This is a genomic window from Rhodococcus sp. IEGM 1366, from assembly GCF_033142425.1.
GTDB classification, from domain to species: domain Bacteria; phylum Actinomycetota; class Actinomycetes; order Mycobacteriales; family Mycobacteriaceae; genus Rhodococcus_F; species Rhodococcus_F globerula.
This window is the reverse complement of the sequence record NZ_JAWLRZ010000002.1, coordinates 573,529-594,737: the sequence shown is the minus strand read 5'-3', so window position 1 is coordinate 594,737 and position 21,209 is coordinate 573,529. Positions and strand designations below refer to the sequence as shown.

The window sequence follows — 21,209 nt, the reverse complement described above, 5'->3', positions numbered from 1 at the left end:
GGGTGCGTGTCCAACAAATCGGTTGCAACAGATGACGACGTCCAGCGCTTGGCGCATACGGCGCGTTCAGTGGTGTGGGCATTGCGGCGCTTCGGCGAGAAGGAGGCAGGCTTGTCCCGACTCCCCCATTCCGAGATCGAAGTCCTCCGCGTAATCGAGGAACATCCCGGCAGTACGGTGTCGGAGATCGCGCGCGCCTTGAACTTGCAAAGCAGCAACGTCAGCACAACGGTTCGCCGACTGGTGGACCAAGGCCTACTCGAAAAGCGATCCGATCCCAGCGACGGACGCTCGTTCCGCCTGCACCAAACCCCAGTGGCCACCCGCAACAACCAGAAGATCGACCAAATGTGGGCCGACGGCATTCGAAGCCTCTTGGCGGGAATGGATCCCGACGACGCGGCCAAACTTGTCGACGCGGCGCCACTCCTGGCCCGCCTGGGATCCATGCCGACGGACTGAACAACCGGTGCAGGCGGTCTGAACTTTCAATTGACTTGAAAGTTCAGGGAAGGCTAGACTATGCTTCCTGTGCGCTAGTCCATCTTGCTCGGTGATCCACGAGAGCCACAAGAGCACTCCGGCGCCTCGACACCGAAAGGCTCTTCATGCGATACGCCCCCGTGCGATCCCTCCGCCGGTCTGCGCTCCTGAGTGGACTTGTCATCGCCGCCCTGGCAATCGGCGGTTGCAGTACCAGTAGCAGCGACACCACCGACACCAATACCGGCAACTTCGAGACCGTCACTATCGAGCATGCTCTCGGCAAGGCAGTCATCACCGAGAAGCCGGAGCGGATCGTCACGCTCGGCATGGGTTCCGCCGAGACAGTCATCGCGCTGGGTACCATTCCCGTCGGCGTCGAGAAATATTCGTGGGGCAGTGACGAATCCGGCTACCTCCCCTGGGTTCACGAGGCAGTCACCGAACAAGGCGGTGAACTCCCCGAGCAGTTCACCGGCGGAGCCGATCTGAACATCGAAGCGATCATCGCTCTTGATCCCGATCTGATCCTCGCACCATGGTCCGGTATCACCCAGCAGCAGTTCGACTCCCTCAACGCCTTTGCACCCACCGTTGCGTACGAGGAAAGCCCGTGGACCATCACGTGGGAAGAGCAGATCAACGTGATCGGAAAGGCCATGGGCGAAACCGGGAAAGCCACCGCCGAGATCGACAAGATCAAAGACCAGTTCGCGAAATCGTCTGCAGCACATCCCGATTACGCAGACGTAAGCTTCTCGTTCATCTACAACACCGGCCCAGGAACACTCGGCGTGTTCTTCGCCGAAGAGCAGCGTGTTGCCATGGTTCGCGGACTGGGCTTGCAGGTTGATCCAGTCGTGAACACGCTGACCGAGTCCGAAGGTACCGATTCTGCAGTGATCGGCCTCGAGAATGCTCACCTCCTGAACAATTCGGATCTGCTGTTCACCTTCTACTCCGATCCCGCGAACCGGGCCGAAATCGAAGCGCAGCCCGCCTATCAGCAGATTCCGGCCGTCGCACGAGGAACTATCATCGCCCCGACGGACCAGCCTTTTGTGACGGGATCATCGATGATCAATCCCTTGACCGTCCCGTGGTCACTCGAGCGCTACGCACCGATGATCGACGAGGCAGTCGCAAAACTGAACAAATAAATCCGGCGAGACCCGCAGGGCCCGTACCTTATTCAGGTGCGGGCCCTGCTCTATCTTGTCCTGCCTCGTCCCGAACTGCCTCGTCCTGAACTGCCCCGTCCCGCACTTCCTTGAATCGAGCCCATTCACTGCCCAGCATGCGATTGTCGATGATCCAGCCCATGTAGTCGCGCATGTTCAGCACACGAATGTAGGCGGGGCCGTTGGGGTTTGCATACTGGAGTGCCTCGGTCGCGAGCGTGCGCTGATTCTCGAGGTACTGGTGCTCGTTCTCGAGGAAGCCGCCCCACACGTCGGAATCCATGACGTAATAATGAGTTCGATCGCGAGGCTTACGAACGAGCTTCACAAATCCACGATCGATAAGCCGTCGAATGTAGTTGGAGACAGATCCACGACTGGTGTCGAGAGCAATGGCCAACTCCTCGGCACTGACTCCCGGTGATTCACTGATGAGCAGATAGCCGGCGATCCGGCCCTCGATGCGAGCACCACCGCCCGACTGCCAATACGTCGCAAACTGGTCGATGAACCACGCGGAAAAGTCCCCACCCCGCGCCGGGCTGACGTCGCCCATTTTTTGTTGCCTCCAGCTAGTCGAAGCGGCAAATACCCTCTGATTCTGCCAGTTCCATCGAACCTTCCCTAGCTCGGCGCAATTTCGAGACCGGGTGACGTCGCAATCAACTCGAGTTGCTCGATTACAAGCGGCGACACAGTGTGCGTCACCGTTCGCACAACAACAGTCTCGCCGGACGGATGCTGGACGGCCACCGAACTTGTGCCGGGGTTCTCGGTGCGACTGATCAACGTATCGTCGGGCAGGATTACGGCGTTCTCGAGCAAGCGGAATTCGTTCCGGGTAATCGAGATTTGCAGGTTCGCTGCCGCACCCGGCGCGCTCACGACAACGTCCGCGCACAGGCCGCTGCCCGAGTCGTCTGGCACCAGCGAACCCAACGGACGGTCAAGCGTGACGCCGGTTGTTCCGAGCCACCGCCATCGCTCGTCAAGTACGGCGTTGAGCCTCGACACGTCGTCTTCGTCCACCCCACCCTCGTCCATCACCGTGAGAATGCCACAGAATGTCGCCGGCGGAATATCTTCTGTCACAGCAAAACCTGGCGCGAGAGCGACGTCGACCAACTCGTCCGTCGACAGGACTTGCGCGTCCGATCCGTCAAATCCGGTTACCGAGGCGAAGACGCGACTGACACCGGGGACGTAGACTACGACAAAGTCCTGAGCATATGGACTGGCAGCGTCTTTCGCCTCGTAGAAGTCGAGAACTGTTCCGTCGGCACGCACTTCACGCCGATCTACGGAACCTTCGACACACGACGGAATCGGTCCTGTCCATTCTCGAACATCCACCGAGACCGTTGCTCGCGCATCACCGCGGGCTATGTCACCAAGTGCAGTGGTCGAACCACCGAGGGTCAATTCCTCCGCCGATTCGGGCGACCGGGCCTCGCCGAAGTTGTGCACTGGCGGAAATATGAAGGCGAATCCCGGGTCTTCAAGTCTGGCGTCCACCGGTAGTGCCTCAGTCACCGCCCTACGCATCGCGTCTGCTTTCGACTTGGAGAACCACGGATAGTCAGGATCGTTGTACCCGGGGTCGTCACCCCCGATCGTGGCGACCAGAAAACTCTCCACCTCCCCGGCCGCTTCGACGGATTCACAACCGGGAATCGCAGCCGGGCCGTCGTCCTGCGTCAGGCGCGCCGCACCGGCGCCCAACAACACGACGACCGCGATAAACGCGGTGTCGCGCCACGTCCATCGTTGACGCCGATCCTTCGGCGGGCGCTCTTCTGTCCCAGGCATTGTTCGATCATGACCGACAGTGTCCGGCGACCGGGCACCTGCCCCGCCTAGTCGGTGTAGCCACTGAGGTCGTAAACCGTTGCATTCCCGACGGTTGTGCCTTCGAAATTGGCTTCCACCCAGGCTTGGATTGCGCTCGACGTACTGTCACCGCCGCCGCGGCCACCGCCCTGACCACCAGCGACGTAATAGTGGACATCGCCGTTCGCGACATAGGAGATGAACTGGTCCAACGTGGGTGCTGGGTCCGAACTCCAACCACCGATCGCCATCACGGCAGTTTTGCTCGCCAACTCGTACGTCGCGGCACTCTGCGAACCGTTGGTTGCCGCGGACCAGCGGGTGCCTGCGCCGATCAGCATGGCTGTCAGCTCGGAACTGTTGGCACCCGTGCCGGCCGATGGGGTCGGCGCAATTGAGACGGCACCGGCCGGGCCGGCCGTGGGGATGGATCCACCGTGAGCTGTTGCTGCGGTGGCGATTGAGTACGAGGCGGAGCCTCCGATGCCGGCCAACGATCCGACGACCAGCCCCGCGATCACCAACTTCCGGAACCGATTCCTGGCGCCGAGGAGAATCAGTGCCGCGCCGACGACAGTCCCTGCCAGTACGATCCATTCGAGAGCCGGTAGCCAGTCGGAATTGCGATGCAGGAGAACCCAACTCCAGATTCCCGCAGCAAGCATCATTGATGCCAGGCCGAGTCGCCCGATCCACCGCGACCGTTCCAACCACAATGCGTAGCCGCCGGCTGCGATCATTCCGGCAATCGCGGGAGCCAACGCCACGGTGTAGTAGGGATGGATGGTGCCGGACATGTAGCTGAAGATCAGCCCCGTCACCAGGAACCAGCCGCCCCAGACGATCATCGACGCCCGCAACAGATCGGTTCTCGGGGCACGACCACGCGCTATCAGTCCGAGAACAAGTGCGATCAGCGCAGCGGGGATCAGCCACGAGATCTGAATTCCCATCTCACTTCCGAACAACCGATCGAGGCCCGTGGTCCCGCCGAAGCTCGAACCTGCAGCGCCGCCACTCATTCCGCCGCCTCCGCCACCGGAATTCCCGAAAATCCGACCGAGCCCGTTGTACCCGAGGACAAGATCCATGACGCTGTTGTTGGTCGAGCCCCCGATGTACGGCCTCGAATCTGCGGGCCAGAGCCACACGGCCAGCACCCACCACCCGGCCGCCAGGATCACCGCACCAACACCGATCGCAAGGTGCAGAACTCGGGCGCGCAACCTGGCCTGTCCGGCAACCAGATACGCAAGGCCGAACGCGGGCAGCACCATCAGGCCCTGCAGCATCTTGGTGAGGAATGCAAAGCCGAGAGCAATGCCGGTGAGAGCAATCCACATCGCGGCGCGTCGGCCCACCGACGTCTCGACTGCTCGAACCACCCAGTAACCCGCCAGTGTCATCAGGAGCACTAACAAGGCATCGGGATTGTCGAACTTGAACATGAGCGGAGCCGCGGGTGTTGCCGCGAGAACGGCGCCCGCAATGAGCCCCGCTGTCGGAGTCGCGACGCGTTTCACTGCCGCGTAGACGAGCGCAACCGAACCAACTCCCATCAACGCCTGCGGCACAAGCAGACTCAGGCTCGAGAATCCGAAGATTCGTCCTGACAACCCCATTACCCACAGCGACGCGGGTGGTTTGTCGACGGTGATGAAGTTGGACGTGTCCAGCGATCCGAAGAACCAAGCTTTCCAGTCCTGCGAACCTGCCTGAGCCGCTGCCGCATAGAAGGTGTTGGCATAACCACTTGCGCTCAGGTTCCACAGGTAGAGAACTGCGGTGCCTACGAGAAGCGCAGTCAAGGCCGATGCGGCGCCGCGGGTACGAATCCACGACTGTGACGGGTCGCCGTGATGGACAGGGGGCGCCGGCGGCCGCGGCGGCGCCGGATTCAGAACTGCGGTCATCATGAGTCCCTTCACAGGTGGTGATATTCACTACCTTCGCGCGCGGACCCGCGACACCACTGCACAGTGGCTGCGAGATTCCTGTGAACTCGAGATGACCTAGGGTGATGCCGTGGACTCAACAGGCGCCAACATCGTGAAGATTCGACCCTATCGGCCCTCCGACGAGGATGCCGTCATCGAATTGTGGTCGCAGGCATCAAAACTCGCACACCCCTTTATCGACGGCGAGGGCGAAGGTGCACGTGAGGCGAAGATGCGCGACATCTACCTCGTGAAGGCAGACAACTGGGTTGCCGAAACCGACGAGCAGGTTGTAGGCCTGCTCGGCCTACTGGGAGCAGAGATCGGCGGCCTGTTCGTGTCACCTCAGGCTCAACGACTCGGAATCGGGCGGCTGCTCGTCGAGCATGCAACGACACTGCACGGAGCGGTAACGCTCGAGGTTTACGAACTCAACGGATCGGCACGACGCTTCTACGACATCATGGGTTTCGAGGAAACGGGACGCTACACCGATGCCGAGACCGACCACGTTTTGATCCAGCTTCGCCTGACGACCTGACGGCCGAACCCACACATGCTCTCATGGCCGCCCCCGAACAGGCGGCGGCCATGAGAGTCACATATCCAGACCGAGATCCAGAACCGTCACAGAGTGCGTAAGGGCACCGACCGCCAGGTAATCGACTCCGGTACCCGCGTACTCGGCGGCAACGTCGAGACTCAGACCGCCGGAAGATTCGAGCTTGGTCGCGGGCGACGCGGTGTTACGTCGCTGCACCGCGATCTGGGTCTGCCACAGCGGGAAGTTGTCCAGCAGAATAAGTTCGACATTTTCGGCAAGCACCAGATCAAGCTGCTCGAGGGTGTCTACCTCGACCTCGCACTCGATGTCCGGCGCAAGTTCACGCACAGCCCGCAGTGCTGCGACGACAGATCCGGCGGCAGCAACATGATTGTCCTTGATCAAAGCCGCGTCACCGAGACCCATGCGGTGATTGACTCCCCCACCGACCTGGACGGCGTACTTCTGCAGCGCGCGCAGACCGGGAAGGGTCTTGCGGCTGTCGCGGATCTTCGCATCGGTGCCGGCAACGGCATCAACCCAAGCCGCTGTAGCGGTGGCGATTCCGGACAGGTGGCACACCAAGTTGAGCATCGTCCGCTCCGCCGTGAGCAGTCCGCGGGTAGGCGCTTCGACGGTTAGCACCGATTGGCCGGGAACCACACGGGTGCCGTCGGCAACACGATCGACAACGTCGTAGTTGCCCGCGCCGATCACTTCGTCGAGGACAAGCAGTCCGACATCGATTCCCGCAACCGTCCCTTCGGCGCGCGAGACAACCGACGCTTTCGCGGCCGCGTCAGCGGGAACTGTCGCAACGGAGGTGACGTCTGGTCCGTAGCGAAGATCTTCGTCCAAAGCGAGTCGAACCAGCGTCAGGACTTCGTCAAGCTCGAGGGGGGCCGGCAAGGTCTTCTGCGCGGTCATCGGTGGGCTCCTGTCAACAACATGTCGTGTATTTCCATCTCGCCATCGGCACCGCGCTTGATGCGGATGCTGCGACGCTGATCGGGATCGGTTTCCGGGTAATCGGTGCGGGTGTGGCACCCGCGGCTCTCGGTACGTGCAGCGGCGACCGCAACCAGTGCCGTCGCAGTCACCGTCAACGCGGCGTCCTCGAGTTCCTCGGCATTCACTGCAAGAGTGAGTTCCGCATTCGCAAGGCCGGTGCGTGCAGCTTCGAGGCCGGCGCCGTCTCGAACAACCGATGCGTGAGTAGTCATGATCGTCTGAACGGCCTCGCGGGGCAATATCGGCAGCGGTGCGCTGGCGACGTTGACAACCTCGGCGTGAACCTCACGTCGCTCCGCGGCGGCGATCCCGGCTCGCTCCCCAACGACCAATCCTTCGAGAAGACTATTGGATGCAAGGCGATTGGCACCGTGCAGACCGGTACGGGCAACTTCTCCCGCCGCATAGAGTCCCGGAACTCCGGTACGTCCGTGGACGTCCGTCGCGACACCACCACACGAGTAGTGGGCGGCGGGAGCAACCGGAATCAGCTGCGTCCGAGGATCTATGCCCGCTTCGAGGCACGAGGCCGTGATGTTCGGGAATCGCGTCGAGAACCCGTCGAGTTTTCGAGCGTCGAGGTACACATGATCGCTGCCCAGGTCACGCAGACGCGCGGCAATTGCCCGCGAGACGACGTCACGGGGCGCCAGATCACCAAGGGGGTGAACTCCTGCAGTCACCGAATCACCGTTGGTGTCAACAAGAATTGCACCCTCACCGCGTACGGCCTCACTGATCAGCGGCCGTCGACCGAGGCCGCCGGGAGTGAACAGAACCGTCGGGTGGAACTGCACGAATTCGAGGTCGGCGACCGACGCACCAGCTGCGAGCGCCAGCGCGATACCGTCAGCGGTTGCACCGGGCGGATTGGTACTGCACGAGTACAACTGGCCGAGACCACCCGTCGCCAACAGAACAGCAGGCGCATGGATCACGCCCAGGCCGTCCGGGGAGGACACGACAAGCCCGCACACACCGCGCCGATTGGTGACTACCTGCACGGCAGCGGCGCCGAACAGGACCGGGAGACCAGCGGCGTTGAGTGCCCGCTGCACTTCCGCGCCGGTGGCGTCTCCACCGGCGTGGATGATTCGCCTGGTGCTGTGGCCACCCTCGCGGGTACGGGACACTTCGCCGTCACGCCCACGATCGAACACTGCACCGAGCGCGGCCAGTGCCGCGACTGCCTCGTGCCCGGCTTCCACAACGGAGTACACCGCTGCTTCGTCGCACAGTCCGACACCGGCTTCGCAGGTATCGGCGACATGTGAATCCACCGAATCGGTACTCAAGTCGCCCACGACGGCAATCCCGCCCTGCGCATACTGCGTCGACGTATCGGTCGGACCGCCCTTGCTGACAGTGAGCACCTTCAACCCGCGCATCGACGCGACGCGCGCGGCTGTGAGCCCCGCAACGCCGCCGCCGACCACAACAAGATCGGCATGCGCCTCCCAGGCGTAGCGCCCGGCGGGGCTCGTCACTCGCCGCCGCCCGGATTACCGATCTCGATCATGCGCTGCACCGATTTCTGAGCACGCTTGGCCATCTCGAGGTCGACGTGAACCTCGTCCTTGCCTTCGAGGAGGCAACGAAGCAACGCGGCCGGAGTGATCATCTTCATGTACGGGCACGACGCGCGGTCATTCACCGCCTGGAAGTCGACATCCGGTGCGGCTTTACGCAACTGGTGCAGCATGCCGATTTCCGTGGCGACCAGAACCTGCTTGCTCTTCGTGACGCGGGCAGCGTCGAGCATGCCACCGGTGGAGAGGATCTTGACCTTGTCCGCCGGAACCGCACCTTCGCCGGCCAAGTACAGAGCCGAAGTGGCACAACCGCATTCAGGGTGCACAAAAAGCTCGGCATCGGGGTGAGCCTTGGACTTCGCCGTCAACTCGTCACCGTTGATACCCGCGTGGACGTGGCATTCACCGGCCCAGATCTGCATGTTGGTGCGGCCTGTGACGCGCTTGACGTGGGCTCCGAGGAACTGGTCCGGGAGGAAGAGAACTTCCCGGTCGGGATCAATGGAGTTGACCACGTCGACTGCATTGGACGACGTGCAGCAGATGTCCGTCAGGCCCTTGACCTCGGCCGTGGTGTTGACATATGACACGACGAGGGCGTTCGGGTTGTCCGCCTTCCACTCGCGAAGTTGCTCCGCGTTGATGGAATCAGCCAACGAGCAACCGGCGCGCTCGTCCGGAATCAGCACCGTCTTGGACGGCGACAGAATCTTGGCGGTCTCGGCCATGAAGTGGACGCCGCAGAACACGATCGTGTCTTCGGGGGCCTCCGCCGCGATACGCGAGAGGGCAAGAGAGTCACCGACATGGTCGGCGACATCCTGAATAGCGGGAAGCTGGTAATTGTGCGCCAGAATCGTGGCACCGCGTTCGCGAGCCAGACGTTTGACCTCGGCAGCCCACTCGGGGGTCGCTTCGACTCCTGCGTAACCGCCGGGGCCGTCGTGAATCTGCGAGGTCGATCCCTCCCACAACGTCGTGGTCGTCATGGCGTTCTCCTTCACCGTGAACCCAGGCTCATCACCCAGTTCAAATCCGAACGGGCTGGCCCGGATTTCCGTTATCGAGGTTTTCGACTTAGGATCGAAAACGTGCCCAATAGTAACACCACCCACGAAGTGCTCACAGCGGTGTTCCAGGTTCGAGCCTTTCCCACTGACATCACCGCAGGTGACGGCGCTCACAGCACCGATGAACGTGAAGAACTTGCCGTCCTGCTGTGGCAGCGCGCGCTCGATCCACAGAAGGGCACATGGTCACTGCCCGGCGGCACCCTGCGTGACGACGAGGACCTCACCACGTCGGCTCGCAGACTCCTCGCCGACAAGGTCGATCTGCGTAAGGTCGCACATCTCGAACAACTGTCCGTTTTCAGCGATCCTCAGCGCGTTCCGGGTGGGCGCCGCATCGCGTCGACCTTCCTGGGACTGGTTCCCTTGAGCGCGGACCCTCAACTTCCGTCCGACACTGCGTGGCACCCGGTGTCACAGCTGCCGGAGATGTCTTTCGACCACGGCACTGTTGTTCGGCACGCCCGCAACCGACTGGCCGCCAAGCTCTCCTACACGAACATCGGCTTCGGCCTGGCTCCAGACGAGTTCGCGATGTCGACTCTGCGTGAAATCTATTGCGCTGCACTTGGATATCAGGTGGATGCAACCAATCTGCATCGAGTCCTTTGCCGACGCGGTGTGCTCACGGCCACCGGAAACACGGCGCCGTCCGGGAAATCAGGTGGCCGTCCGCCGGCGCTCTACCGCTTCACCGACTCCACGCTGCGCGTGACGGACGAGTTTGCGGCTCTACGACCACCAAGCTGACTGCGAATATCACTGTCAGGCAACAGCATCGACGTTTTCCCGCATATGCCAGACTGATGCGACAACGCCCGCTGGATCGACGATTCTGTTGATCGTACCGAAACGCACCGTCACCCGATCGAGGATACGATCTGCCTGCCAACGATCCGTCGGGTCCGCGACAACCGCGAAGAACCGATGAGCCGGCTTGCCAGACATGATCCGAACCAGTTCCGTGACGCTGCGAGCCGTCACTGCCACATTCCAGCCGGCAGCAAGGAACTCGGCGGCAACACGCGTTCCGTGATCGCGGCCGATATCGGTCACCAACACCACTCCCCGGTCGAGATCAACTGTGTGAGCACTCATTGCGGCATCTCCTTCGAGGAATCAATCACTGTGACTCCTATGTAAGCCCACAATCTTGTGCTGCCGTTGTGCTCATTCTGTGAGAACTCTGGGGATTCGGCCTAGGAAGGACGAATGATCGGTAGCATTTGGCTTCCACTGACCAAGGCCACGTCGTGTTTCGCAGCGAGTTCGCAAAATACCCGTTGAGCGTCCTCGGCGTGGCTCGCGCGGTCCACCGTCACCAACCGGGAGCACGCGCCACCGATCCACGGGCAATCGCCGCAACCAACTGTGCGTGATCGCGCTCGTTCTGATCCGCGTACCGGCGCGCGAACTTCGCCAAAGCCACAACGGCTTTGTCCGACTGGCCGAGATATTCGGAGATCGCGCTCGCGTCACCGCTGCGGGCATGAGCACGAGCCAGCACTTCCCCACACGCACTTGCGAATTCGGCGAGGTATGGTCCGATGGTTGCGCCGTCGGGAATGACCTTCATGTCGCGGAATTGTCGAACGTAGAAATCCATGCCGCCAACACTGGTCCACCCGACGAACATGTCTGTCGCACTCTGAAGCATGCGTTGCCCCTGGACAACTCGCTCACCGGAGTTGGAGTATCGACTCGGTTCGACGTATCCCTCGTACACCGAGGGCCCGGCTTGCTTGATCTGGAGGAAAAACGGATCGCCGGTCCGACGCTCTTCGAGAAGTGCAAGATAGACACGCATCCCGACGCTGCCGACACCCACCACTTGCCGCACCACGTCCGATGCCCGATATCGCGAGAGCAGACTCCAGATATGGTCCGGAACCGAAGTGCTGTAACCGGCCACGACCTCGGTGACAAGTTCGACCTGACTGTCGCCGACGTGCGTGCGCAACGGTGGCTCCTCACGGATACGTCGCCGACCGTCGACCAAATCCGTGAGTTTGCGTGACGCTCCCCGACTGGTTCGACGCTGAGCTTTGGTTTCGATCATTTTCCCGGCGCGCATGGCAGTGTCCGGAGTGAAGTAACCCAGCAGACGGTCAACGTCGATGCGGTCGTACCAGATGTCGATTTCGGGGGTTGCAGCGTAGGACTCGATCTTGTCGCGGTAGGCCCTCATTGCTGCCACCGTCGCCGCTTCTGCACGGCCCTCGGAAACTCCGTTCTCACGGGCGAGGACAACGATGCTTGCCGCGAGTCTCTTGACGTCCCACTCGAACGGGCCTGGAAGGGTTTCGTCGAAGTCGCGGAGATCGAAGGACAAGTTGCGTTCCGGGGTGGCCCAGAGCCCGAAGTTCAGCACGTGCGCATCTCCACACAACTGCACCCCGATGCCTGTGTTCGGCCCCGATCCGAGATCGGCGGCCATGACCGCGGCCGCGCCCCGGAAGTACGTCCACGGAGATGCCGCCATTCGGCCATGCCGGATCGGCAGCAAGTCCTGCGCCCGAATCGTGTTCTGCGCCAGTATCGTTGCGAGCGAATCGTGACCCCGCTCGGCGTCGTTCCACAGCGCTAGTTGCGAGCGGGTCACAACCTTGCGAGCAGACCTACCACCCAGCAACACCTCAGGAGTGGTTACTGTGGCGCGCGGACGGGCGATGTCAGCTTCGAATACAGGCACGCGCTGAGTATGAACGACAACGGACAATTAGGCGCCTGCTAGACCAACCGTCAGGACAATTCCTGCGTCGCGGGCTCCGACAACACATCAGCCTCGACGTCCGCGTCGTCCGCATGGTCGGCAACCCCGAGGTCGTCGTACGGGCTCAGTGCCACAAGAACCAATGTCGTGATGCACGCCGCCAACGGCTGAACGATCAGCACCAGCAACGTGCCGATGCCGGGCGCCCGCGCGATGATCTCCCCCACCGCCGGATTGTCGACGGACGGAAATCGCAACTTCGCGATGCCGGCGCCCACTGCAGCCATCAGTGCAGTACCGAGCACTGAACCGACGATCAACCCGCCGAGCGCGTACGGCCCTCGGCTGAGTCTCGCGAGCCACGCGGCCACCCCGGTGAGAACACCGAGAATCAGGGCAAGCAGGAAAAAGATCGCGACCGCATCGAACTGATGAAGACTCTCCCCGGTCAGCGCGATTCCGCGGCCCTCGGCGACAACCAACAGATGCTCGGCCGGCGCCAGGAACGCCCACAGCACTCCGATCAGCGCGCTGACCGCTGCCGTTGAGCAACCGATGAGAAGGGCAGTGCGTAGTCGAGTCCGCCGAAGAGAAATCACACTGTGTGACGCTACCTTCCCCTGTCCATCAGTCGAGAACCTCTCGGAATCAGTGCCGGCGCCGCTACGCTGACCTGACGCACCATTTCATATCAATTGGCGCCCTGAGCGAGGAGCAATCGTGGTTGCACCGCACCAGCCGTGGTTACTTTCCTCACTGCAATCGCCCGGGCAGATCCTCGGCAATCTCGGGCCGAACTGGTTCGCGTCCGTCATGGGCACCGGAATTGTCGCGACGGCAGCAGCAACACTCCCCGTGCAAGTTCGGGGTCAGCAAGTGTTTGCACAGGTGATGTGGACACTCGCCGCGATTTTGCTCGTGGTTCTCGTCGTCGCAGTGGTGGCGCATTGGGTACGCCATCCGACGGTGGCTCGCAGCCATGCACACAACCCGCAGATGGCGCATTTCTACGGCGCCGCACCGATGGCATTTCTGACAGTGGGAGCCGGAGCGCTATTGGTCGGAAAGTCTCTCATCGGGGAACGCGCTGCTGTCGGCCTCGACGCGGCACTGTGGACGATGGGAACCATCGGCGGACTATTTACCGCAATGACCATCCCTTACCTGATGTTCACTCAGCACAAGGTCGAAGCGGACGCGGCCTTCGGCGGGTGGCTGATGCCCGTCGTTCCGCCCATGGTCTCCGCCGCGACCGGCGCGCTGCTCATCCCCCATATGCCGCCCGGCACCGGACGCACGACGATGCTCTACGGCTGTTACGCCATGTTCGGCCTGTCGTTGTTCGCGTCGTTCATCATCATCACGATGGTGTGGAGTCGCCTCGCCCACTTCGGTACCTCCGGAACCGCTCGTGTGCCGACTCTGTGGATCGTCCTGGGTCCGCTGGGCCAGTCCATTACCGCGGTCGGCTTGCTCGGAGCGAATGCGCATCTTGCCGTTTCACCGCAGTTGGCATCCGGGATGGGAATCTTTTCGATCCTGTTCGGAGTTCCCGTGTGGGGATTCGCCGTGTTGTGGATCGGATTGGCCACAGCGCTCACAGTCCGGACCGCACGCCAAGGAATGCCATTTGCCCTGACGTGGTGGAGTTTGACCTTTCCGGTCGGAACATTTGTCACTGGCACAACACAATTGGCGTTGCATACCGAATTGCCGGCCTTCCGATATGCCGCTGCCATCGCCTACGTCGGGCTATTGGGCACGTGGTGCTTGGTGGCAGTCCGGACTGCCCGCGGCAGCCTTCGCGGAAATCTGTTCCTGCCACCTCCGACGACTGGGGCGATCAAGGCACACAAATTCCCACCGGTGACAACGCCTCCGACGTGAGTTGCCACCTACCGCGCGCTACCTGAGCTTTGCGTCGATCGAGTCGACCACCCCGTGACGTGAGCACTTTGCCCACCACCCGTCTGGGCTGATCTGCACGATCATGCGCCGACCGCAGTGCTCGCAGAACCGAGGTGGTTCGAGTCCGAGCGACGCAGCGGCCGGCGTCAGGTCTTCGACGCCCTCGACGAGTCGACGCCCGGTGTACGGGTTGTATCGCTCGTCCGTGACCGACTCGGTCACAGCGTGTCGTTCAGGGCTTTGATCGGCATCTGCAGATCGATGAGCAAATCGAGGTCACTTTCGGCTGGACGGCCGAGCGTCGTGAGGTAGTTACCGACGATGACGGCATTGATGCCGCCGAGGATTCCCTGCTTGGCACCAAGGTCGCCGAGCGTGATCTCACGCCCACCGGCGAAACGCAGGATGGTGCGCGGCAATGCGAGGCGGAATGCCGCCACGGACTTCAGCGCCTCGCTTGCGGGAAGGACCTCGAGGTCGCCGAACGGCGTACCCGGGCGGGGATTCAGGAAGTTGAGCGGAACCTCGTCTGGTTCGAGTTCAGCGAGGTTCGCGGCAAATTCCGCTCGCTGCTCCAACGTCTCGCCCATTCCCAGAATTCCACCGCAGCACACTTCCATGCCCGCTTCGCGAACCATGCGCAACGTGTTCCACCGCTCGTCCCAACTGTGCGTGGTGACCACGTTCGGGAAATGCGATTTCGAGGTTTCCAGGTTGTGGTTGTACCGGTGCACTCCCATCGCGGCGAGTTGATCAACCTGCTCCTGCGTCAGCATGCCGAGCGAGCAGGCGATCTGAATGTCGACCTCATTGCGGATCGCTTCGATTCCGGCCGCGACCTGCGCCAGCAACTTCGCGTCCGGCCCACGGACGGCGGCAACGATACAGAATTCCGTGGCACCCGATTTGGCCGTCTGCTTGGCAGCCTCCACCAGGCTGGGAATATCGAGCCATGCCGCACGCACAGGAGATTGGAAAAGCCCGGACTGCGAGCAGAAATGGCAGTCCTCGGGACAACCGCCGGTCTTGAGGCTGATGATGCCTTCGACCTCGACTTCGGGCCCACACCATTTCATACGCACATCGTGGGCGAGGGCCAGCAGGTCCTCCAGGCGTTCGTCGCCCAATCGAAGTACGTCGAGCACCTGGCTTTCGCTCAGGCCTTCGCCGCGTTCGAGGACCTGCTCGCGGGCGAGGTCGAGGATGTCGATCGAAGCGGGCGCCGTGCTTACCGAGGTCGGAGTCACCGGGAGTCTCCTTCAAGACTGGAAAATTGAACACCGTACAAGTTGAACGGTGTTCACGTTAGAGACGAGGTGGAATACTGTCAAAGGCAAGCTCCGATGAGGCCATCGGTTCGATCCACAGAAAACGAGGGGCAAACACGTGCAGTTGCGACGCGGAGACGTTCTGGACGGCGCTATGGCGATCCTCGACGAATTCGGCCTGGCCGACCTCACGATGCGCAGACTCGCCACGTCTCTCGGCGTTCAGCCCGGCGCCTTGTACTGGCATTTCCCGAACAAGCAGACTTTGCTCGGCGCGGTGGTCGACAAGATCCTCGAGGGCGTGGACACCCCGATCGACGCCGAGAGCTGGGAAGAATCCTATTCCGAACTGGCACACAGACTTAGGTCCGCTCTGCTGGCGCACCGCGACGGCGCCGAGTTGGTGAGCGCCACCTTCGCGTCACGGATGACGACAAGCGAGGTGCGCGAGAACTTCGTGACGGCCGGACTCACGTCAGGCCTGTCACGGGAACATGCCGAACTCGCAGCCTACGCAGTCCTGTACTACGTCCTCGGGCATACCGTCGACGAACAGTCTCGCGCCCAAATGGAAGAATTCGGCGCCCTGACCAGGGCTCCCATCTCCCCCGACGCCCCGGAGATCATCGGCGGCGGATCCGACGACGATCTCCTCGCCGGCGATCCCACCGTCCGCTTCCAGTTCGGCCTCGACCTGTTCATCGACGGAATACGCGCACGATTGACAAACCCGCACGCTGCGCTACGCAATTCCTGACAACCGCAGCAATGCGGTGACGCCCGCCGCGACGAACACCACCGCAACCAGTGGAGCTTTGAACCACGCAGCAATCGCCCCGGCGCTCACGCCGACGACACGTGCGGGCCCACCAAAATCGTTGCCGTCGAACAGCATCGACGTCAACGCTACGGCAACCAGCAGACACACAATACTGCGATCGAGCGACGCAAGCGCCCCAGCGGACAGTGCAACCCGAGCCCGGAGCAGAACTCCACTGCCCCTCAAGGCATAAGTGCCACAGGCAAATACGACGATCGCAACACTCACGCCCAGTGCACTCATCGGGCGTTCTCCCGAAACGGGAGGACAGCAGCCATCCCCAACAAGGCCACAAGTGGGGCCATTCCCGATGGCAAGAAGGTCGAAGTGCCCACCGCTACAACCGCGCCGACGGACGCCGCAATCAACGTGAGTCTCTCCTTCAATGCCGGCAACACCAGCGCGAGAATCACGACCGGAAACGCGGCGTCCAGTCCGAGCGTCGCCGGATCACGGACCACCGAGCCGAGAATTCCGCCCGTCAACGCACCGAGCGGCCAGCAGATCGCGATTCCGATTCCGCACAGCCAGAAGGCCGCTCGCTTTCGCGCGAGAGTGGACTGAGCGGTGGCAATCGCCACGGATTCGTCATTGACCAGATGCGCGCCCACTACTCGCCGCCAGCCTTGGCCGAGGAATGAGCCGACAGATAATCCGTAGGCAAAATTTCGTGAATTGATCAGCAACCCGGCAAGAACCGCCGCGACCGGACTTCCGCCGACGGCAATGATCCCGATGAACAGAAACTCCGACGATGCCCCGAGCACCAGGATCGCAAGCACAAGTAGTTGCCAGAGCGAGAATCCGGCAGACCCGGCAGTGACGCCGTAGGACACCCCCACCACGGCCACAGACGCGCAAATCAACGCGGCCACCCGGACAGTGTCACGATCAAGTGTTCGCCATAGAGAACGCATGTATTCTATGCTGAACGAACTGACACCGTTCGTCAAGGCGAACGAATGATCGGAGCATCGAACAATGGCGAGTGGGGACAGCACACCTCAGCAACTGGTTGCGCGTGCGCTCAAACGAGAGCGCACCCGAGCCGGACTGAGCATCTCCGAAGTCGCACGACGGGCCGACATCGCCAAATCGACACTCTCACAACTCGAATCCGGCCTGGGAAACCCCAGCCTGGAAACGTTGTGGGCTCTCGGAAACGCGCTGGGTGTTCCATTCGCGCAACTCGTCGACTCCCCGTCGCACCCCGTCCAGTTGATTCGCGCCGGTGACGGCCCGGCCATTGGGTCTGCAAACGCGTCGTACATTGCGACGCTTCTGGCTCCCAGCCCGCCGAATGCCCGCCGCGACCTCTACCGGATAGTCGCCGAGCCGGGAGAACCGCGCATCTCCACGCCACATGCACGCGGAACCACCGAACACGTTGTCATCGGTCATGGTCGAGCCGAAGTCGGACCGACCACTGACCCCGTCGAACTGGGTCCGGGTGACTACCTCTCCTACCCCGGCGACGAAGAACATATCTTCCGAGCGCTCGAACCCGGCACGACGGCAATCCTGGTGTCCGAACATATCTGAGTATCGTGCGATGACTTTTGCGGAAGTGGGCAGTCTATAAATCTAGGCAGTCCTTCTCGACTCGCCCGTACGGCTACCAGCAGGAGGAAGCATGTCCGGATCCAGCATCGGGAGCATTTTGCTCTCCAGCACCAACCCAGATCGGCTGCGCGACTGGTATGCGCAGGCATTTGCGCCGAAAGTCGACCGAACACCCGGAGAACCCGGCTACGACGTCCTCGACTTCAACGGTTTCTACGTGATGATCGACAAACGCGACGACATCGGCGGCACCAACAAAGAACCCGGCCGAATGTTCCTCAATATCGAGACCGACGATGCGCGCGCAATTGCGAAGCGGATCGATGCACTCGGCGGAGCCTGGTTCGCCCCGCTCGAAGACCGCGGCGGCAGTTGGTTTGCCACTGCGATCGATCCCGATGGGAACTACATCCAGATTATCGAGTTCAGCGAGGCAGCCCGAGCCGAGATGGAGTCGACCATGAGCGAGGACAAGAAATGAGTGCACTCGGAAGCACAAAAGCCATCAGCGGATTCTCTGTCGACGACATTGACGCGGCCAAGAAATTCTATGGCGAAACCCTTGGATTGAAGGTCACAGACGAGGAAATGGGAATTATCCGCCTACACCTAGCAGGTGGGACCGAAATACTCGTCTATCCCAAGCCGAATCACGAACCCGCGTCGTACACGATCCTGAATTTCCTCGTGGACGATATCGACAGTACGGTCGACGAACTGACCGGCCACGGAGTGGAGTTCGTCAAATACGACGGCTTCCCGCAGGAGGAGAACGGCATCATGCGAGGCAACGGCCCCGATATCGCCTGGTTTACCGACCCGGCCGGAAACGTGATCTCCGTCCTGAAAGAATCCTGACCCGTCTCGGCGCCGAAAAACTACCCGCTGAACAGTTGCGACTGGCGCTGTTCAGCGGTGTCGGCGTTGGAACGTTCCGCCACAGATGCGGTGCGTTCGGACGCCAATTCCTCTGCAGTTTTTTCGATCTCGGCCGACTCCGTCGCACTGGAGTCGGAGAACAAATTCGATTCGTACATTTGCCACCCTTGTGATTTTCACCCGCCGCGATTTTCACCCTATTGCCGTAGAAACGGCACCTATCCGGAACGGATGACTCAGCGGTTCATCCACCAGTCTTGCACGCCATCGCGTTACCGGAATAAACGGTATCCACGGTTGCGTCCAGAGGAGCGTGGAAAGTGATCGCAGAGCGGGCCAACCACGCACGAATCGTGGATGCCTTCGCGGATGTAGGCAATGCAGTGACCGCATCGCGTGACGCCGAGGCCGGCCCAAAGGTAGTCGCGCGCTAACCCGCCTTCGGGCAGATCAGCACCTGGACTTACGGTCGCGATCATGCCTCCGTCCGGCAGATCGCCGAAGTGTGCCGGATTGATCGAAAGTCAGGGCGAACGAAAGTCGCTGTCCACCAAGGACAGTCAAACCCCTTGCCCGCCGGCCAGCAGCGCCGGACTCACAGCGAACAAAGCCGCCGTACTGCACATACGCACATGGCGGTCATCAGTACTGCCCACGATCAGTGCTGCGTCAAAACCGGAAATCAGACACACATATAGCGAGAATCGTACTTCCATCCTCCTAAGGATTGCAATACTTGAAATGCTTAGGGTTCCGTGATTAGCTCACGATCAACGAAGAGTGGCGTACGTCACGACCCAATCGGTCAGTCGAGGCCCGTCTACTCACCCCCAAAAATCTCTCCTCACCACAGGAGGCACTCCTTGACACAGGCGGCCCGCTACACCAGCCCAGCGCAATTCACCCTCGCCGAGGGCTGGAATCTCACCCGGCTCACTCCCCCGAGCAGGCTGTTCGGCGCAAACGGACTCCGCACCGGACCGGACGGCCGCGTCTACGTGGCACAGGTGGCAGGCAGCCAGATCAGCGCGCTCGACATCAACACCGGCAACCTCGAGACCATCAGCGCCATGGGCAGCGACATCGTTGCGCCCGACGACGTCGCCTTCGATCCCACCGGCGACCTGTACATCACCGAGTACTACGACGGCCGGGTCAGCGTGCGCGAATCACGCGGCAGCACGCGGCTTTTGCGCGACGACCTCCCCGGAGTCAACGGAATCACGTTCCACCAGGGGCGACTGTTCGTCAACGAGTGCCGCATCGGTGGCCGTCTGATGGAACTGAGCCTCGACGGCGGCGCGCCCCGGATACTTCTCGAAAACCTCCCGATGCCCAACGGCATGGAGGTCGGTCCCGACGGCAAGCTGTACTACCCGGTGCTCGGGACCAACGAAATCTGGCGCATCGACCCCGACGGCAACGGTGAACCCGAACGCGTCGCAGCAGATCTCGGCGTCCCGGACGCAGTCAAGTTCGACTCCGAGGGCTTCATCGTCTCCACCCAGGTGGCGTCGGGCGAAGTGCTGCGGATCAATCCCCGCAACGGCGATCGCACCGTACTGGCAAGCCTCAATCCCGGACTCGACAACCTCACCTTCGTAGGTGATCGACTGTTCGTATCGAGTTTCACCGGCCAGATCACGGAGATCCTCGATGGTGGCCGAACCCGCACCGCCTTGGCCGACGGTTTGACTTGGCCCCTGGATTTGACCGTTGGCCCGGACGGCACGTTGTACATCGCCGATGGCACCTTCTTGCTCGCACTCGAACCGAGCGGCGAACTCCGCACTCTCGGAATGCTTTTCAGCCCAGGATACCCCGGTTACATCCGCGGAATGACGGCCGTCGGCGACGGCGAATTCATCGTCGCGGGCAACGGAACCGTTTCGCGCTACAACGCCGTCACCGCTGAAAGTGAGGTCCTCGCCGAAGGACTCGACCAACTCTACGGTGTCGCGGTCTCCGCGAACGGAACCATCGCGGTTGCCGACCTGGGAGCAGGCAAAGTTGTTGCCGTCGGGTCGAGCGGGCAGGTTGAAGAATTGGCCTCGGGACTGCACGACCCGATGGGCGTGGCCTTCACCGCGGACGGTACCTGTCTGGTCTCCGAAGCCGGCGCCGGACGAATCGTCGCGATCAACGGCTCCAGCGTCGACACGATCGTCGACGGACTCGAGAACCCGCAGGGAATTCTTGTTCGGGGCGGCGTGCTCTACATCGTCGATGTCGGAACAAAAGCCCTGATCAGCTTCGATCTGTCGACCAAGATTCAGCAGCGAGTTGCCGGTAATCTGCCGGTGGGCGCACCCGAGGGTGTCACCCCCAAGCCGCTGCTGGGACTAGCGCCGTTCTCCGGTCCTCAGGGCCCGTTCGCCGGCATCGCGGCCGGACCGGACGGAACAATCTACGTCTCCGCAGATGCAGAGGGCAGCGTCCTGGCACTACGCAAGGCAGTGTGAGCCGCGCC

The 21,209-nt window shown here is 61.8% G+C and carries 24 protein-coding genes; 10 read left to right on the top strand and 14 right to left on the bottom strand.

Annotation, left to right across the window (positions count from 1 at the left end):
• Window positions 1–6: 6 nt before the first annotated feature.
• The gene (locus R4P64_RS08745) at window positions 7–462 is read left to right on the top strand and encodes a MarR family winged helix-turn-helix transcriptional regulator (protein ID WP_084703018.1); all 456 of its coding nucleotides are present in this window, start codon (window positions 7–9) and stop codon (window positions 460–462) included.
• 146 nt (window positions 463–608) lie between these two features.
• On the top strand, window positions 609–1,643 hold the full coding sequence (locus R4P64_RS08740; protein ID WP_045070188.1) for an iron-siderophore ABC transporter substrate-binding protein: 1,035 nt from the start codon (window positions 609–611) through the stop codon (window positions 1,641–1,643).
• Between the two features lie 28 nt (window positions 1,644–1,671).
• Here R4P64_RS08740 and R4P64_RS08735 read toward each other — a convergent pair whose 3' ends face one another.
• From R4P64_RS08735 to R4P64_RS08725, 3 genes are all read right to left on the bottom strand, one after another.
• Entirely contained in the window at window positions 1,672–2,220 is a 549-nt protein-coding gene (locus tag R4P64_RS08735; RefSeq protein ID WP_084703020.1) for a GbsR/MarR family transcriptional regulator, read from the bottom strand.
• 68 nt (window positions 2,221–2,288) lie between these two features.
• Entirely contained in the window at window positions 2,289–3,473 is a 1,185-nt protein-coding gene (locus R4P64_RS08730; RefSeq protein WP_317820315.1) for a hypothetical protein, read from the bottom strand.
• A 47-nt stretch (window positions 3,474–3,520) separates the two neighbouring features.
• Window positions 3,521–5,407, bottom strand: a complete 1,887-nt coding sequence (locus R4P64_RS08725; protein WP_317820314.1) for a glycosyltransferase family 39 protein — start codon at window positions 5,405–5,407, stop codon at window positions 3,521–3,523.
• Window positions 5,408–5,519: 112 nt separating this feature from the next.
• On the opposite strand from R4P64_RS08725, the gene R4P64_RS08720 reads away from it, so the two are divergent.
• Window positions 5,520–5,972, top strand: a complete 453-nt coding sequence (locus R4P64_RS08720) for a GNAT family N-acetyltransferase (protein WP_033230929.1) — start codon at window positions 5,520–5,522, stop codon at window positions 5,970–5,972.
• Window positions 5,973–6,029: 57 nt separating this feature from the next.
• On the opposite strand, the gene nadC is transcribed toward R4P64_RS08720, so the two are convergent.
• The 3 genes from nadC to nadA are packed head-to-tail and all read right to left on the bottom strand — an operon-like array spanning window position 6,030 to window position 9,507.
• Window positions 6,030–6,902 carry a carboxylating nicotinate-nucleotide diphosphorylase gene (nadC, locus tag R4P64_RS08715; RefSeq protein WP_095886469.1) on the bottom strand — a complete coding sequence of 291 codons (873 nt, stop codon included), beginning with the start codon at window positions 6,900–6,902 and terminating at the stop codon, window positions 6,030–6,032.
• Window positions 6,899–8,473, bottom strand: a complete 1,575-nt coding sequence (locus R4P64_RS08710; protein ID WP_092800504.1) for an L-aspartate oxidase — start codon at window positions 8,471–8,473, stop codon at window positions 6,899–6,901. Before R4P64_RS08710 ends, nadC begins: the two co-directional genes overlap by 4 nt.
• A complete protein-coding gene (gene nadA, locus R4P64_RS08705) occupies window positions 8,470–9,507 on the bottom strand; it encodes a quinolinate synthase NadA (protein WP_033230932.1) in 1,038 nt (345 codons plus the stop codon). The genes R4P64_RS08710 and nadA overlap by 4 nt, the downstream gene beginning before the upstream one ends.
• A 102-nt stretch (window positions 9,508–9,609) precedes the next feature.
• Between nadA and R4P64_RS08700 the strand changes: the two genes are divergently transcribed.
• Window positions 9,610–10,338: an NUDIX hydrolase gene (locus R4P64_RS08700; RefSeq protein ID WP_033230933.1), complete on the top strand. Its 729-nt coding sequence runs from the start codon at window positions 9,610–9,612 to the stop codon at window positions 10,336–10,338.
• Window positions 10,339–10,353: 15 nt separating this feature from the next.
• On the opposite strand, the gene R4P64_RS08695 is transcribed toward R4P64_RS08700, so the two are convergent.
• The 3 genes from R4P64_RS08695 to R4P64_RS08685 all read right to left on the bottom strand — a co-directional run bounded on the left by R4P64_RS08695 (window position 10,354) and on the right by R4P64_RS08685 (window position 12,900).
• Window positions 10,354–10,686 (bottom strand): SDR family NAD(P)-dependent oxidoreductase, encoded by a 333-nt coding sequence (locus R4P64_RS08695; protein ID WP_317543682.1) that lies wholly within the window; start codon window positions 10,684–10,686, stop codon window positions 10,354–10,356.
• A 220-nt stretch (window positions 10,687–10,906) separates the two neighbouring features.
• Window positions 10,907–12,280 (bottom strand): DUF2252 domain-containing protein, encoded by a 1,374-nt coding sequence (locus R4P64_RS08690; protein WP_411742652.1) that lies wholly within the window; start codon window positions 12,278–12,280, stop codon window positions 10,907–10,909.
• A gap of 50 nt (window positions 12,281–12,330) precedes the next feature.
• Window positions 12,331–12,900 (bottom strand): DUF2567 domain-containing protein, encoded by a 570-nt coding sequence (locus R4P64_RS08685; protein WP_317820307.1) that lies wholly within the window; start codon window positions 12,898–12,900, stop codon window positions 12,331–12,333.
• A gap of 121 nt (window positions 12,901–13,021) precedes the next feature.
• On the opposite strand from R4P64_RS08685, the gene R4P64_RS08680 reads away from it, so the two are divergent.
• Window positions 13,022–14,188 (top strand): TDT family transporter, encoded by a 1,167-nt coding sequence (locus R4P64_RS08680; RefSeq protein WP_045070202.1) that lies wholly within the window; start codon window positions 13,022–13,024, stop codon window positions 14,186–14,188.
• Window positions 14,189–14,206: 18 nt separating this feature from the next.
• Here R4P64_RS08680 and R4P64_RS08675 read toward each other — a convergent pair whose 3' ends face one another.
• Entirely contained in the window at window positions 14,207–14,431 is a 225-nt protein-coding gene (locus tag R4P64_RS08675) for a hypothetical protein (RefSeq protein WP_141484428.1), read from the bottom strand.
• Complete coding sequence (gene bioB, locus R4P64_RS08670) at window positions 14,428–15,456, bottom strand: biotin synthase BioB (protein WP_317820304.1); 1,029 nt, start codon at window positions 15,454–15,456, stop codon at window positions 14,428–14,430. The genes R4P64_RS08675 and bioB overlap by 4 nt, the downstream gene beginning before the upstream one ends.
• A gap of 139 nt (window positions 15,457–15,595) precedes the next feature.
• On the opposite strand from bioB, the gene R4P64_RS08665 reads away from it, so the two are divergent.
• A complete protein-coding gene (locus R4P64_RS08665; RefSeq protein ID WP_092800554.1) occupies window positions 15,596–16,234 on the top strand; it encodes a TetR/AcrR family transcriptional regulator C-terminal domain-containing protein in 639 nt (212 codons plus the stop codon).
• Here R4P64_RS08665 and R4P64_RS08660 read toward each other — a convergent pair.
• Together R4P64_RS08660 and R4P64_RS08655 are read right to left on the bottom strand one after the other, a co-directional pair.
• On the bottom strand, window positions 16,220–16,540 hold the full coding sequence (locus R4P64_RS08660; protein ID WP_317820301.1) for an AzlD domain-containing protein: 321 nt from the start codon (window positions 16,538–16,540) through the stop codon (window positions 16,220–16,222). The genes R4P64_RS08665 and R4P64_RS08660 overlap by 15 nt on opposite strands.
• Complete coding sequence (locus tag R4P64_RS08655; protein WP_287162720.1) at window positions 16,537–17,214, bottom strand: AzlC family ABC transporter permease; 678 nt, start codon at window positions 17,212–17,214, stop codon at window positions 16,537–16,539. Before R4P64_RS08655 ends, R4P64_RS08660 begins: the two co-directional genes overlap by 4 nt.
• A gap of 64 nt (window positions 17,215–17,278) precedes the next feature.
• Between R4P64_RS08655 and R4P64_RS08650 the strand changes: the two genes are divergently transcribed.
• The 3 genes from R4P64_RS08650 (at window position 17,279) to R4P64_RS08640 (ending at window position 18,718) form a co-directional block, all read left to right on the top strand.
• Window positions 17,279–17,839 (top strand): XRE family transcriptional regulator, encoded by a 561-nt coding sequence (locus tag R4P64_RS08650; RefSeq protein WP_317820296.1) that lies wholly within the window; start codon window positions 17,279–17,281, stop codon window positions 17,837–17,839.
• 91 nt (window positions 17,840–17,930) lie between these two features.
• Window positions 17,931–18,341, top strand: coding sequence for a VOC family protein (locus R4P64_RS08645; protein ID WP_317820295.1), 411 nt, complete (start codon window positions 17,931–17,933; stop codon window positions 18,339–18,341).
• Window positions 18,338–18,718, top strand: coding sequence for a VOC family protein (locus tag R4P64_RS08640; RefSeq protein ID WP_219111927.1), 381 nt, complete (start codon window positions 18,338–18,340; stop codon window positions 18,716–18,718). Before R4P64_RS08645 ends, R4P64_RS08640 begins: the two co-directional genes overlap by 4 nt.
• Before the next feature lie 20 nt (window positions 18,719–18,738).
• Here R4P64_RS08640 and R4P64_RS08635 read toward each other — a convergent pair whose 3' ends face one another.
• Window positions 18,739–18,897: a hypothetical protein gene (locus R4P64_RS08635; protein WP_165826276.1), complete on the bottom strand. Its 159-nt coding sequence runs from the start codon at window positions 18,895–18,897 to the stop codon at window positions 18,739–18,741.
• A gap of 705 nt (window positions 18,898–19,602) precedes the next feature.
• Between R4P64_RS08635 and R4P64_RS08630 the strand changes: the two genes are divergently transcribed.
• A complete protein-coding gene (locus R4P64_RS08630; RefSeq protein ID WP_317820290.1) occupies window positions 19,603–21,201 on the top strand; it encodes an SMP-30/gluconolactonase/LRE family protein in 1,599 nt (532 codons plus the stop codon).
• The last annotated feature ends 8 nt before the right edge of the window (window positions 21,202–21,209 follow it).

Coding starts and splice junctions, on each gene's coding strand:
- R4P64_RS08640 (WP_219111927.1), top strand. CDS start 18,338: ATGAGTGCACTCGGAAGCACAAAAGCCATCAGCGGATTCTCTGTCGAC.
- R4P64_RS08645 (WP_317820295.1), top strand. CDS start 17,931: ATGTCCGGATCCAGCATCGGGAGCATTTTGCTCTCCAGCACCAACCCA.
- R4P64_RS08725 (WP_317820314.1), bottom strand. CDS start 5,407: ATGACCGCAGTTCTGAATCCGGCGCCGCCGCGGCCGCCGGCGCCCCCT.
- R4P64_RS08650 (WP_317820296.1), top strand. CDS start 17,279: ATGGCGAGTGGGGACAGCACACCTCAGCAACTGGTTGCGCGTGCGCTC.
- R4P64_RS08695 (WP_317543682.1), bottom strand. CDS start 10,686: ATGAGTGCTCACACAGTTGATCTCGACCGGGGAGTGGTGTTGGTGACC.
- R4P64_RS08735 (WP_084703020.1), bottom strand. CDS start 2,220: ATGGGCGACGTCAGCCCGGCGCGGGGTGGGGACTTTTCCGCGTGGTTC.
- R4P64_RS08730 (WP_317820315.1), bottom strand. CDS start 3,473: ATGCCTGGGACAGAAGAGCGCCCGCCGAAGGATCGGCGTCAACGATGG.
- nadC (WP_095886469.1), bottom strand. CDS start 6,902: ATGACCGCGCAGAAGACCTTGCCGGCCCCCCTCGAGCTTGACGAAGTC.
- R4P64_RS08660 (WP_317820301.1), bottom strand. CDS start 16,540: ATGAGTGCACTGGGCGTGAGTGTTGCGATCGTCGTATTTGCCTGTGGC.
- R4P64_RS08740 (WP_045070188.1), top strand. CDS start 609: ATGCGATACGCCCCCGTGCGATCCCTCCGCCGGTCTGCGCTCCTGAGT.
- R4P64_RS08635 (WP_165826276.1), bottom strand. CDS start 18,897: ATGTACGAATCGAATTTGTTCTCCGACTCCAGTGCGACGGAGTCGGCC.
- nadA (WP_033230932.1), bottom strand. CDS start 9,507: ATGACGACCACGACGTTGTGGGAGGGATCGACCTCGCAGATTCACGAC.
- R4P64_RS08655 (WP_287162720.1), bottom strand. CDS start 17,214: ATGCGTTCTCTATGGCGAACACTTGATCGTGACACTGTCCGGGTGGCC.